This window comes from Nitrospira lenta, from assembly GCF_900403705.1.
GTDB lineage: Bacteria > Nitrospirota > Nitrospiria > Nitrospirales > Nitrospiraceae > Nitrospira_D > Nitrospira_D lenta.
On sequence record NZ_OUNR01000019.1, the window covers coordinates 82,111 to 95,625 of the forward strand.

At 56.8% G+C, this 13,515-nt stretch carries 13 protein-coding genes; 12 read left to right on the top strand and 1 reads right to left on the bottom strand.

Annotated features, from left to right (window positions below):
• Positions 1–35: 35 nt before the first annotated feature.
• The 10 genes from NITLEN_RS15080 to NITLEN_RS15125 all read left to right on the top strand — a co-directional run bounded on the left by NITLEN_RS15080 (position 36) and on the right by NITLEN_RS15125 (position 10,380).
• Positions 36–1,019, top strand: coding sequence for a Dyp-type peroxidase (locus NITLEN_RS15080; protein WP_121990469.1), 984 nt, complete (start codon positions 36–38; stop codon positions 1,017–1,019).
• A 151-nt stretch (positions 1,020–1,170) separates the two neighbouring features.
• Complete coding sequence (locus tag NITLEN_RS15085) at positions 1,171–2,496, top strand: hypothetical protein (protein WP_121990470.1); 1,326 nt, start codon at positions 1,171–1,173, stop codon at positions 2,494–2,496.
• An 81-nt stretch (positions 2,497–2,577) separates the two neighbouring features.
• Entirely contained in the window at positions 2,578–3,462 is an 885-nt protein-coding gene (gene fdhD, locus NITLEN_RS15090; RefSeq protein ID WP_219999469.1) for a formate dehydrogenase accessory sulfurtransferase FdhD, read from the top strand.
• Between the two features lie 58 nt (positions 3,463–3,520).
• A complete protein-coding gene (locus tag NITLEN_RS15095; protein ID WP_121990573.1) occupies positions 3,521–5,857 on the top strand; it encodes an FdhF/YdeP family oxidoreductase in 2,337 nt (778 codons plus the stop codon).
• 59 nt (positions 5,858–5,916) lie between these two features.
• Positions 5,917–6,132 (top strand): HVA1 family protein, encoded by a 216-nt coding sequence (locus NITLEN_RS15100; protein WP_121990574.1) that lies wholly within the window; start codon positions 5,917–5,919, stop codon positions 6,130–6,132.
• A 7-nt stretch (positions 6,133–6,139) separates the two neighbouring features.
• Entirely contained in the window at positions 6,140–6,676 is a 537-nt protein-coding gene (locus NITLEN_RS15105; RefSeq protein WP_121990471.1) for a DUF488 domain-containing protein, read from the top strand.
• 157 nt (positions 6,677–6,833) lie between these two features.
• Positions 6,834–7,457, top strand: coding sequence for an NADPH-dependent FMN reductase (locus tag NITLEN_RS15110; RefSeq protein ID WP_121990472.1), 624 nt, complete (start codon positions 6,834–6,836; stop codon positions 7,455–7,457).
• 869 nt (positions 7,458–8,326) lie between these two features.
• On the top strand, positions 8,327–8,746 hold the full coding sequence (locus NITLEN_RS15115) for a hypothetical protein (protein WP_146216215.1): 420 nt from the start codon (positions 8,327–8,329) through the stop codon (positions 8,744–8,746).
• Between the two features lie 371 nt (positions 8,747–9,117).
• The gene (locus tag NITLEN_RS18930; protein ID WP_425464148.1) at positions 9,118–9,282 is read left to right on the top strand and encodes a type II toxin -antitoxin system TacA 1-like antitoxin; all 165 of its coding nucleotides are present in this window, start codon (positions 9,118–9,120) and stop codon (positions 9,280–9,282) included.
• Positions 9,283–9,579: 297 nt separating this feature from the next.
• Complete coding sequence (locus NITLEN_RS15125) at positions 9,580–10,380, top strand: antitoxin Xre/MbcA/ParS toxin-binding domain-containing protein (protein ID WP_146216216.1); 801 nt, start codon at positions 9,580–9,582, stop codon at positions 10,378–10,380.
• A gap of 275 nt (positions 10,381–10,655) precedes the next feature.
• On the opposite strand, the gene NITLEN_RS15130 is transcribed toward NITLEN_RS15125, so the two are convergent.
• On the bottom strand, positions 10,656–11,285 hold the full coding sequence (locus tag NITLEN_RS15130) for a DMT family transporter (protein WP_121990476.1): 630 nt from the start codon (positions 11,283–11,285) through the stop codon (positions 10,656–10,658).
• A gap of 395 nt (positions 11,286–11,680) precedes the next feature.
• On the opposite strand from NITLEN_RS15130, the gene NITLEN_RS15135 reads away from it, so the two are divergent.
• Together NITLEN_RS15135 and NITLEN_RS15140 are read left to right on the top strand one after the other, a co-directional pair.
• Complete coding sequence (locus tag NITLEN_RS15135) at positions 11,681–12,052, top strand: hypothetical protein (protein WP_121990477.1); 372 nt, start codon at positions 11,681–11,683, stop codon at positions 12,050–12,052.
• 158 nt (positions 12,053–12,210) lie between these two features.
• Positions 12,211–13,500: a TolC family protein gene (locus tag NITLEN_RS15140; protein ID WP_121990478.1), complete on the top strand. Its 1,290-nt coding sequence runs from the start codon at positions 12,211–12,213 to the stop codon at positions 13,498–13,500.
• Positions 13,501–13,515 lie beyond the last annotated feature (15 nt).

Genomic DNA, 13,515 nt, shown 5'->3' on the forward strand with positions numbered 1-13,515 from the left:
AAGGCATTCGTTATACACAGGCGGAGGATGTTCGTATGAGCCCAGCCAACGAAGAAGAATTCCCACCGACTCCACAGCCCGTTCTTGCGCCGCTCACCAGCGCGGCGATATTCCTCACCGTCTGTATCAAGCCGGACCGTGAGAGTTACGCAACTGTGCGCGCGCTCTGCGCCAGTCTCCCGGGAATTTTTCGCGCGGTCGATTTCCGTCGCCTCGAGGCAGGCCTTTCGTGCGTCATGGGATTCGGAGCGAATGCGTGGGATCAACTGTTTGGACAACCTCGGCCGGCTGAACTCCATCCGTTTCGTGAGATCCGATCGGGTGAACGCCATGCCGTCTCGACGCCCGCCGACGTGTTGTTCCACATCCGCGCCGCGCACATGGATATGTGTTTCGAGTTGGCGACCCACATCATGGAGCGGCTGGGAGAAGCCGTCTCTGCGGTGGATGAGACCCACGGCTTCCGCTACTTCGATGATCGCGACCTGCTTGGATTCGTCGACGGGACGGAAAACCCCCGTGGGGAGGCCGTTCGTCAGGCGGCGCTCGTCGCCGGAGAAGACCCTTCGTTTACCGGCGGAAGCTATGTCATCGTTCAAAAATACCTCCACGACATGCCTCGCTGGAATGCGCTTTCAACAGAGGCGCAAGAGCGCATCATCGGGCGCAAAAAGCTTTCCGACATCGAGCTGGACGATGCCGTGAAGCCATCGTCAGCCCACAGTGCGCTGACCACCATTGTCGAGAACGGAAAACAAGTTCAGATTCTGAGAGACAACATGCCCTTTGGCCGACCCGGCCACGGCGAATTCGGCACATACTTTATCGGATACAGCCGGTCTCCGCGGACGACTGAACAAATGCTCGAGAACATGTTCATCGGGCGCCCCGCCGGCAACTACGACCGGCTATTGGATTTTAGCCGAGCCGTCACGGGCAGCTTGTTTTTTGCTCCATCAGCGACGTTTCTTGAAAATGCCGGGCCTGAAGAATCTTCTCCAGCGCCCACCGGCCCGTAGCCGATGGAGCCGGATCGCCATCACCTTCGAAGAAGTGACACCTGAATACGTCCCATCGGAGACTGGCTCCCATTTCAGACACGGCAAAAGAACAGCGCGAATCCGAGACCGCGCACAGGAGCCGCACTTTCATTCACCTGTGAGACGCGACATGCACCATCGATCGGCTCTGATCATTTTTGCGATAGTGGTCCTGTATGCAACCGGGTGCAGCATCGCTCCGCGCATTCTGGAATCGGACGGCGTGACTCAACGCACTCAGGCACTGCAAGATCTTCAAATCAAGGTCATGCGCTTCGCCGACGAGTATGTCGGACGAATTGTTGACCCCATCACGGCACTCGAATCCCGCAACGCCGCGGAACGCAGCCAAGCTCAAAATTGGAAGATTTCACAAGCAACATCGGCCTATATGATCGGGGCCGGGCCCAGTCCCGTTACCAACGCCGTGGACTTCGTGGTGCTCGCCACGCTGAGCCATATGGTGATTAACGATGTCTGGAGAAAAGGCGCGTACGGCGAACGCGCCGCTGCCCTGGATGAAGTCTACCGCCAACTGGAAACCCGTTCCTGGGAGTTGGTCGGGCAGGCGATCAGCAGCGTGCAGCAGCAACAGCTGCGCGCACTCATTGACGACTGGCGGACACACCATCCGCATATAGAAGCTGTCCCCTACACGCACTTTTCTGAGTTTGCACGATCGACGGCAGAGCCGGACAAACCGCTGGACATAAGCTTGCTGCCGCTCCTGGGCCTAGACCCACTGTCGGAGCTCGATCCAGCGGTGCGGGAGATCGCTCAAACTCGCCACCTGGCTGAGCGCGCCATCTACTACGGACAACGGGCGCCACATTTACTCGACATGCAAATTGAGCGTTTGACGTATCAGCTGGCCGACATGCCCGAAATGCAACGCATGTTCACCGCCGTGGACCAAGCCAGCCGGGCCGTGGATCGAGCCGGAACGCTGGCTGACAAGCTCCCCGGCGTCTTCGCGAATGAGCGCGCGGCGACAATCCGACAACTGCTGGCCGGCCTTGCCGATCAAGAGCAACGGATGGGTCAACTCGCCGTCGAGTTGCGCCAGACGTTCCACGCAGGGGCCACCACCTCCGATTCTCTCAATGCGACGATCAAGTCGTTTGAATCGCTCCTGGCGCACATGAAGGATGCGTCGCCGGCATCCGAACCATCCGCCGGGCCGTCCAAACCGTTCGACATTGCCGAGTACACGGACGCCGCGCGCGCATTCACTACGGCCACGCGCCAACTCGATGAGCTGATTCGCACTATGAATACAGATGTTCCGACCGCCGTTGCGTTGACACAGAGCATGGTCGGTGAGGCCAAAGCCGTAGTCGACTATGCGTTCTGGCGTCTCACCACGTTATTATTTCTTTCCGTCGGAATGTTGTTGGTCGCCGCTCTCGGCTATCGGGTCCTGTCATACCGGATCAGATCGCGACGGGATGAGTAGCGTCCGGCCCTATGTTACGATGGCCTGAGACCTCGACGCGCTGAGAGTGGCCCGCGCAGACATCGCCAAGGAGAATACGCGATGAGCATACGAGATGACCTACGCGGTGAGCCGGCTGAGCAGCTCGAACAGCGAGTGGTCGGCATGACCCTGGAACGGTGGAGCGGCTCCGACGTGTTGCCCGGCCGAGATCTGTTGGCCGTCGAGGAAGCGCTTGAGATTCGCCTGGTGTATGGCGCCGCGCATCAGCGCACGCACAAGACCATCTCCGTGACGATGCGCACCCCGGGCAACGATCTGGAGTTGGCGATCGGGTTTCTCTTTGCCGAAGGCCTCGTTCATGGGGCCGAAGACGTTCAGACCATGCAGCACTGCGGCCCTCCCGCGGGGCCCCTTCAGCTCCAAAACGTCGTGCGCATCGAGTTGCGGCCCGAGGCACAGATCGACCAGGCCGGCCTGGAACGGAATTTCCTCTCGACATCAAGCTGCGGGGTCTGCGGGAAAGCCTCGCTTGAAGCCCTGCCGACGTTGCGCCACACTCGGCTACCCGATGGCTTCGTCGTGCCGGCGTCCATCATCCATGCGCTCCCTAACGTGCTGCGTCACTCGCAGACGGTCTTTGATTCTACGGGGGGCTTGCACGCAGCCGCGCTCTTCGACCGATACGGACAGATGCAGGACCTGAAGGAAGACGTAGGCCGGCACAACGCGCTCGACAAGCTGATCGGCCGGCAATTCCTCGATGGAACAGTCCCCCTGTCTGATCGAGTGCTCCTCGTCAGCGGGCGGGTGGGGTATGAGCTGGTCCAAAAAGCCGCCGCCGCAGGCATCCCTGTCCTGGCCGCCGTCGGCGCTCCGTCGAGTCTCGCGGCGGACCTTGCCAGAGATGCCAATATGACACTGATCGGCTTTGTGCGAGATCGCCGGTGCAACGTCTACAGCGCCCCGCAGCGGATCTGCACCTAGGCGAATGGCGGCTGAACCTTTTCACCATGAGGGACTCATGAACGCAGACCATAATCCCATGCATGAAAAACCCAGCGCCGATCAGGTGAACGCACAGCTCGCACAGCCTCCCGAAGAGCCGGCGGCTACGCAGGGGGAGGCCTCGCAATACGCTGCGGGCATCCCGGCTATCCTCAAAACCTTTGAGTTCGGCCTGGGCCAAATGGGGGCCGTGAACAGCCTCAAGGCGTTTCTCAAGGTCAATAAGAAAGACGGATTCGACTGTCAAGGATGCGCCTGGCCGTCTCCCGATGGGACTCGCCACATTGCGGAGTTTTGTGAGAATGGGGCAAAGGCCATGGCGTCGGAAGCGACGACGCGCCGCGTGACGCCGGAATTCTTCAAGCAATGGTCGATCGAGCAGCTCGCGGAACAATCCGATTACTGGCTCAACGAGCAAGGCCGTCTGACCCATCCCATGATCCGAAGGCCAGGGGCAACGCATTACGAACCGATTGAATGGGACGAGGCCTTCGCCTGTCTGGCCACGGAACTGAACCGGCTCGCGTCGCCGGATGAAGCCACGTTTTATACGTCCGGTAAAGTCACCAACGAGGCCGCATTCCTCTATCAACTATTTGTCCGCCAATTCGGCACGAATAACTTACCCGACTGCTCGAACCTCTGCCACGAATCCTCCGGCACGGCCTTGATGGAGAGTATCGGGATCGGGAAAGGAACCGCCACGCTTCACGATTTCGACTTGGCGGACCTGATCGTCATCATCGGCCAGAACCCGGGCACCAATCACCCGCGCATGATGACCGCCCTCGAGCACGCCAAGCGCCACGGCGCGAAAATGATCGCCATCAACCCGCTTCCGGAAGTCTCCTTGCGGCGGGTAAAAAACCCCAATCCCCAAGAATACAGCAATCCGCTGGCGTGGGCCTCCGACCTCTTCGGAGAAGGGGTGGCGCTCTCCGACCTGCTCATTCAAGTCCGTATCAACGGCGATCTGGCGATACTCAAAGGCATCATGAAAGAGATGCTGGAGGAAGAGGACCGCCGCCCTGGGCAGGTCTTCGATCGCGAGTTTATCCGCGCCCACACCGCCGGGTTTGACGACTTTATCGCCGATCTTCGCCGCACGAGTTGGGATGAGATCGTGGAGGGGAGCGGCGTGCCGCTCGACCAAATCCGCGCCGCCGGCCAAATGGCGGCCGGATCCAAACGCATGATTTGCTGCTGGGCCATGGGGCTCACCCAGCACAAGAACGCGGTGGAGACGATCCAACAAGTCATCAATCTGCTGCTGCTCGGCGGGCACATCGGAAAGCCCGGCGCCGGCGCGTGCTGTGTGCGTGGACACTCGAATGTGCAGGGCGATCGCACCATGGGCATTTGGGAACAAGTCCCGCCCGAATTCCTGGACGCCTTGGAGCGTGAGTTTCATTTTAGCCCTCCACGGAGGAACGGGTATGCGGCGGTGGATACCATCCGAGCGATGCACGCACACGAGATCAAGGTGTTCGTTGGATTGGGGGGAAACTTTCTGTCCGCCTCCCCGGACACGACCTACACCGCGGAGGCCATGCAACGTTGCCGGCTCACCGCGCAGGTCTCGACCAAGCTCAACCGCGGACATCTCATCACCGGCCAACAAGCGTTGATCCTTCCCTGTATCGGCCGGTCAGAGAAAGATCGCAGACCCACGGGCGAGCAGTTCGTGACGGTCGAAGACTCGATGGGTGTCATCAGTTCCTCGCGCGGCATGCTGGAGCCGGCCTCTCCCCATCTGCTCAGCGAACCGGCCATCGTCGCAGGATTGGCGAAAGCGACATTGGGCGCGAACAGCACCGTGGATTGGGACGCGCTCGGGGCAGACTACAATTTGATTCGCGACCGCATCGCCCGTGTCATTCCCGGATTCGACAACTTCAACGAGCGCATCCGCAAGGATATTTTTTATTTACCCAATGCCGCGCGCGACCGCACGTTTGTGACCAGGACGGGAAAGGCGAACTTTGTGGCCGCTGCGATTACACACCACACCATGGCTTCCGGAGAATTTCTCATGACAACCATCCGGAGCCACGATCAGTTCAACACGACGATCTATGGGCTGGATGACCGCTATCGCGGAATCTATGGCGGACGACATGTCATCTTTCTCAATCCTGAAGACATCAAAGAAGCGGGGCTGAGCGTAAACCAGTGGGTCGACATCACCAGCCATTTTGAAGGGGAGAAACGGGTCGCGTGCCGGTTCCAAGTGGTGCCATACCAGATTCCCAGGAGATGCGCCGCGACATATTACCCGGAGACCAATGTGCTGGTGCCGGTCAGAAGCGTGGCGGAGAGGTGCAATCAACCCACGTCCAAATCGATCCGCATTACGCTCACGCCGTCGCGTTGACAGGCCGACCACCGTATGAGGCCGTGAGCTGACGTCACGGCCGGACAACGAGGCTTATGATGACGAAGACGTTTACCATTGGCGATCGCGTAACCTGGAACTCCGAGGCGGGGTGGGTGACCGGAACGATTATCGCCATCCACACGAAAGATTTTCCCTATAAGGGTTACGTACATCACGCCTCCCCGGACGATCCGCAATACGAAATCCAAAGCGATAAGACCGATCATATCGCTGCCCATAAGGGCAGCGCCCTTCACCACCTACCTGCGTAAAGGCGGCGTGAACCCTCCGTTCTTCACCATCGGCCATTCCAACCGCAGCCTCGAGGAGTTTATCGCGCTGTTGAAAGAAGCCGAGATTGCGCTCGTCGTGGATATCAGAACAATGCCGCGGTCGAGAGCCAATCCGCAGTTCAATACGGATACGCTTTGCGACCCATTGGCCGACTTCCACATTTCCTATGAACACATGGCCGCACTCGGCGGTCTCCGAGGAAAGACGCGAACCGTCTCTCAGAGCGTCAACGGATTCTGGACTAACACGAGCTTCCATAACTACGCCGACTATGCACTCTCCGAGCAGTTTCACACGGGCCTCGAACATCTGCTCGATGCGGGACACCACCGGCGTTGCGCGATCATGTGCTCAGAAGCCGTCTGGTGGCGCTGCCATCGCCGCATCGTCGCCGATTATCTTATTGCCCGCGGGGAAATCGTGATCCACCTGATGGGAAAGAACCGCTTGGAACCTGCTCGCCTGACTCCGGGCGCTGTGATTCAACCAGACGGGACCGTCCTCTATCCTGAAGCCCAATGATCGAATCCGCGCAGAGCACTAAATAGACCGCATCACAGACCTCAGCCTACGGTGAGAAGAGCCTTCACACAGAATTGACCCAGAGCGAGAGGACAAGATAGGGTTGGGACATCACCGAATAAGAAAGGGAATGATTCCTACACGTTCAGGAGGGCCTATGCCGCACGAACCCGATACTATTCACATCGTCATCATCAACGGCAGTGTGCGTCCTGGTAACTATACAAGGATGGCGTCCGCACTGGTCCTGGATGAATTGAAGAAACACCGGCAGGTCACGACCGAGGTCATCGACCCGGCCACGTTGAATCTGCCGCCGCCTGGGACAGACCCACAATCCGCAGCAACCAAAGACCTCCAGCAGAAGGTGGGGCAGGCCACCGGAGTCATCCTGACCACACCCGAGTACTACGGCAGCTTCAGCAGCGTGATGAAACTCGTGATCGAAAGTCTCGGATACCCATCGGCCCTGTCCGGAAAACCGGTCGCATTACTGGGCATCGCTGGCGGCATGATCGGGGCCGTGAAGTCGTTGGAGCATTTGCGTAGCGTAGTCTCGCATGTCGAAGGGATTGTGTTGCCGTTGCCAATTTCGGTTGCGAATGTCCAAGAAGTATTCGACACCGAGGGTCGCTGCCTGGACCCAGGCGCTGAGCAGCTCATCCGCGGGGTCGGCACAAACCTGCTCACCTACATCGAATACAATGTTTGTCCTCGGCTGACGCTCGAACGGCTGCGCAAAGAAAAAGAACAAGTTCCGCCAAAGATCATCGCGGTGTAGGCAATTCCAGGGTAATCGAGCGACGTTGCGAAACAGGGAGGGGATTTCAACGGCGAAATGATCTGAACACGATGGCTCACAGCCTGATCCAACGCTGCGGATTGCGCCGAAACATCCAGACCGGTCGCTCGACAAACCATCCGGTCATTTGCTTTGCCTGACCTGTTGCGATATGAAGTATTTGCCTCAAGATCGTGGGCGTGCAATCTCAGATGGAACTAAATGATTGTCGTGAGACTGAGGCCTGTTGGGGGAAAGAGTTCGAGAGAGACGAGGGAGTTGCTTCCACAGACAAGCGATGAAATGTCCGATGAAGGAATAATTCTCGAATCGTGATGTTGTAAGTGGTTGAAAATTAAGACTTACTCTGTTCTGCCAGAATTCTCTGCATTCCACAGCTGCGAAGTTAATCTTTGTGACAGAGGAGCGGTCGGAACCAAGACTTCTGACAGAGGTTCTTCCTGTCTTCTCAGCTACTTACCTCGCGACAACTTGGGTGCCAATATGCTAAAGAGTGTTTGGTCCAGCACATTTCATGGCGGACAAAAATGGTGCCTTCCAACTGACCATGTGGGAGCGAAATGCATTAACGAAAAAGGAATGCTGGCAAATCTTCCAGCAACTCTTCCCCAACGGGCTACAAGATCCTTCACTCAATCTTGGAGGTTAGCCACGGCTCGTCGGGCTTGCTGACCTGAGTAAGAAGCTGCGCTACAGCTTCCCCGTTTAGCGCATTGCTAAGCGTATCCGCAGATGTTCGCGTTCGTTGAAATCACCTGTCAGGTGTATTTCCAAGCTGGCAGGAATACCTGCCATTTCACCAGTCTCAGCCACACTACTCTTCTTCAAAGACCAGCTGGGAGGTGAAGATGTTGCAGCCTCTGACTTCGTTATTCCAAATAGAGCGACCACCACGGTCTTACTCCACCATTGAACCAGGCATTGCTCCTTTGGTGGCAACCATGAACCACACCGGTCTCATGCGCACGATCGCTTCATGTGAAGGGCATTGGTATCGTGGCCTCGATCCGTATGTCGTGTTTGAAGCCTCGATTCAGATCAGTCGTGAATTGGCTCGCCTTCTTCGCGAAGACCCGAGTGCTCAACCATCACAACTGTTTTACCATTGGTGTCTCGAACCATATTTTGATCAGGATTATGACATTCGTTTCAGACTGTCATCTCCCCAGTTATCCAGTCTTTACATCTGGCGGGCAAAGCGATTACAGCATGACTTTGAGACTCTTGCCTCAATGATCCAGAAACTGAGCTTTCAGCTCAGGCAATAGGACCATCCACCCATACAACACACCACCTAACAAAAGAAGTCCGGGAATAATAAAAGAAACAAGCATATGGCGCCGATACTTTTGGATATTCGGAAACTTTTCGCCACAACCAGGACACTTTTCTGCAGTTGTGCTTAGAGGCCGTCCGCATACTCGGCAAGGGAAAAGTGACATACCTTGGCCCTCCATACAAAGCTTATCCAGAATGCTCGGACTCTGTATCGACAAACTTATGAAAATCTTGAGTGACTCACATTGCTGTTGGTACAACCATAGGGGGCAGGTCAAATAAAAACCGTTTCATCAGTGGCTCAGGAAAGTCGTGCCCAGGACCTGTTGACATGAAGAGGCAGTGGCGAGATAGTCCTCCGATGGGAAAGAAGCAGAGCAATACCACTAGAAAACATCAGCAGGAGGTTGTCGTGTTATCCGAGCGTGATCGCGCCGTCTTTGTTGACGCGCTTGTGAATCCGCGTGCTCCCAGTAAGCGTCTCGCTAAAGCGTTCATGGCATTCTGGAAGAACAAGAAGAGATGAATGACGGGGAGTCAAGGACTGCACGTTTCGTGAGCTTGTACCCACTTCTTTGGCTTACTCGGAACCCATAACCTTCAAATAGCTGAAATCATTGTGGTTGTTAACGCCTGGTTTTACCGAGGGCGAAGACCGCTAATGCAACGCCATACCTGACGTAGTGTTTCGCCGCCCCAAAGTTGGCATCTTGCCAAGTAAATGGGGGGGACTCGATTACGACGACACAGAAATGGGGTTTCGTATTCTTAATACGGTCTAGCTTCTGTGTAATGGCGATATCTCATCGTGGTATGGTCGGACGTGGCCAAGAAGACAACTGGCAAAGTTAAAAGACTTCGTTCCACTCACCGTAAATACGGCGAGCTTCCCTCTACTGACGAGCTGAATGCGGAGGCTCTGTCTTACCTGTTGAAGCAGCTACAAGCTGCACAGCGACGAATGAAGCGTAGCTTGGAGGCCGCAATCGTTTTTTGTGACGAGTCCAACGCAAGAATTGAGCAATTAGAACGATGGAAGTCTGGACGTCATAATGGCAGTTTTTCTGACTCTGGTGGAATAGGATTGAATCGGCAGATTGATGAAGATCTTCTATCAACAGCGATGAAAATCACTGGACATCGTTCGAAACGTGCTGTAATGGACGAGGCACCTCGTATGTTGGTTCAGATCAAGAAACAAGCTGGTATTCGAAAGATGAAGGGTAAGATTCACGTCAATACCGATCCTGAGAGGCGCTCGTCTGGATCGGGAGGACAAGAACTTTTCCTCCCCAAAGACGTCCGCCGGGGTCGGTCTACCGCCGCCAAGGACCGTACGGCCAAGGTGGCACGATTGAAGGAAGCCGATAGGCAGCTTGACCGTAACCTGGGCCGTCTGAAGGGCCGCTTGGGCCTGCGCAGGCCGTTTTGGGAGTTCGATCCGGATGAAGTAACGCGGCTGGCCAGGAAGACATTTGGCTCTGCGCAGAAGGCACACGCATGGTTGAATCGGCCAAACCGAGCACTCGGAGGGCACACGCCACTAAGTCTCTTGACTAACCAGGCTGGTGCGGATCGGGTCAGGATGATCCTCGGTCGGATCGAACACGGTGTGTACAGCTAGCTAGTCCTGCACGAGTCGCTTTAGCATCCCGCCGTAACGCCGGGGGTTCGTGCATCAGCATATTGATTTCCCATTGCTCACCCAGGATTGGCACAGCGGCTATGGCGCCCACAAACGGCGCGATGGAAAAGAATCCTGCTTCGCGAGCGGCTCCCAATAGGCGAAGGGCTCGCATGTCCAGCACAAGACTGACTCCGTAGCTCACTAGCCCGAGCAGCAAGGTCGCAATGAGGATCGTGGGCCGAGGCAGGCTCTGGCCGGTGAGGAGCGCCATGCTAACCGTGCCCCCCCGCACTTAGTGCCTTGATCCGTGTCACGACAACGGGATCGCGAAGGGACACTCGTTGGCTCAGGTTATTGTCGATCGCCCACCAGAGGCATGCACTTGCTATCGCAAAGAATCCCCATGCGTCAGGGCGCAGCTCTTCAGGCCGGTACCGGAGGATCGCCGCTGCACTTACAATGAGCAGGGCTCCTGCCATTCCACGACGACCGAGGTGCTCTCGAAATAGTAGAACGGCCAATCCAATGGTAAAGGGAGCCTCTAAGTTCAAGAGCAATGTCCCAAGTACACCAGAGAGACGCTGAAGCCCCCAGAGCATGCAGACTGGTCCAAGAAGGCCTCCAGTCAATACCATGCCTCCCAATAACCATCGATCAGCAGGCCCGACAGAAGACTCTCGCCGTGAGACTTCGGTTTTCCGGTAGAACAATACTTCAAACGCCAGCAGTCCGAGGCCAGCTCCGAAATACAGCAGGCCCGCAATGAGTAGGGGACTGGCTTCAGGAAGCAGCAGCTTGGCAAGCGGGGGACTTACGCCAAATAGCGCGGCGGCGGTGAATCCATACACCCCGCCCAGCAACTGCGGAGAAAAATGGAATGTATGTCGTTCAGATGGCGTCAATTACTCTTCGCTTGTATGTTGGCACATCCAGGGGTGGTGGTATCTGGATATAGACAAATTGTTTGAATTACAATCAGCGGGTTGCACATTCGGAGACTCTCCCAACTATTGTGTATCTGGAAATACTTTGGCCGGTGATTGATGGTTAGGAATAGGGTGAGTATCAATTGGCATAGATGCCAGCCTTCGCTTCCATGCCTGCCGTGACACTTGAAACAATCGCATACTAGAGTCCTCTTATTCCTCGCTTCACGTTGTATCCTGGTGCTCTCTCCAGACTCCGGTACGTGGGGTTCTCGTGCCTCGTGCGGGGATGTTCTTTGGGGTCATCCGTGTTGGCCCCTAGTAGGAGGGCCCTTGTTGACGCCTAAGATGCAGGGGATTAGACTGGCGCTATGCATGTACGTGTTCAGCACTCCTATTCTGTTCTAGCCTGCACGCTCGTCGTGCTCTTGCTCGGGTTGAGCTTCAATGCCTATGCCTGCCTCCTGCCTGTAAGTGGCGTCCCGGACGCTGCCATGGGCAATGGCTGTTCGACACCAGATGAACAACCAGTCTATCAGTTCTGCGATACGTTTAAGACGCTCGGCGTGCAGTCTGCCGATAAGCTCCACCTCACCAGTGACTGTCAGACGATCTGTTCTGAAGACACCGCCTCGTTAGCGCTGCTTGTCCTGCTCACCTCAGACAGCAGCCGCTTGTATGATCATCCCATAGTCGGTCCGCCCCAGGATCTCCTGCTCAAGATTTCCGTGCTTCGCATCTGATCTTCCCAGCCCGCACCTCGTAATCGCTTCTGTGTCATCACGTGTGCCGTTCGACGCTCGGTTTCAGCGTCCGGCCTGCCGTCTCGTGCTCCTGGCCACGAACAGCCAGAGCGCCGACCGGGCTTCGAACGACTGGGAACTTCTGGGAGGTCATTACCATGAAATGGAATACACGACGTCAGGGTGTGACAGTCGCGTCAGTGCTGGTGCTGTGTTTCACCAGCGCACTGTCGAGGGCACAGGATCCCGACTCTGTGCTGCGCAATACGTTGGTGCTGCCGGAATTAGTTCAAGAAGCACTGGCTCGGAATCCTGAGATTGTCGCTGCGCGCAAGCAATGGGACGCCGCCACGAATCGAATTACGCAGGCGCGGTCAATGGATGATCCGACCCTGTCAGTCCAATGGTGGAATGCCCCGGAATCCTTCAACCTGGGCCGCGCAGAGAACACCCTCATCGGGCTGTCCCAAAAATTCCCTTTTCCCGGAAAACTCGCTCTGAAGGAACAAGTGGCCAGTCGGTCGGCCGACATGACGGAGCAGGCTGTGCGCGCCAAGGAGCGGGACCTCATCGCCCGCCTCAAGCAGACCTACTACGATCTGTTCCTTGCCCATAAGGCGATCCAGATTCACCATGAGCAGATTGACTTGCTCAAACAGTTTTTCGAGATCACCAACGCGAAGTTTCGGGCAGGGAAAGGCAGCCAGGTCGATGTGCTCAAGGCCCAGGTCGAGCTGTCCACCCTGCACCAACAACTCCCTGTCCTGGAACAACGCCGTGACACCGCCCAGGGCAAGCTGAACATGCTGCTGGATCGGGATCCACGGTTTCCGCTGGCGCCTCCACAGGAGCCGCGTGAAGGGCGGTTTGACCAGGACCTTGAAGATCTCTATCACGCGGCGACGACCGCTAGACCCGAGCTCAAAGCTGCGGATTTGGCTATCCAACGGAATGAGCAGTCGCGTGCGCTGGCACTCCGCGAGTACTACCCGGATATCAACGTGGGTGTTCAGCGCTTTCAAAACTTTCAGGCTCCCAACGGGTTCGGCGCGGTGGTGTCGATCAACCTCCCCTTCGCGTTCTGGACCAAGCCGAAGTATGACGCGGGGGTGCAGGAGGCGGCGGCGGCGGTCGCGGCCGCGCGCGCAGAGCATCGCACCCTGGAAAACCTCACCCGCTTCCAGATCCGGGATCTGCTGGCCAAAGTCCGAGCCAGTTGGGAGGTGGCCGTGCTGTACCGAACCACCGTGTTGCCGCAAGCTGAACAAGGCGTGGAGGCCGCACGGGCAGGCTATCGGACAGGGAGAACCGGCTTTTTGGATCTAATCGAGGCCGATCGGGCCTGGCGAGGATTTCAGCTTGAATACTACCGAGCACTCGTCGAGCGGGAGCATCGCTTGGCTGAACTCGAACAGGTGATTGGCGCTGATCTGAATGGAAACAGCTAAGAAGGGAGGAATGTG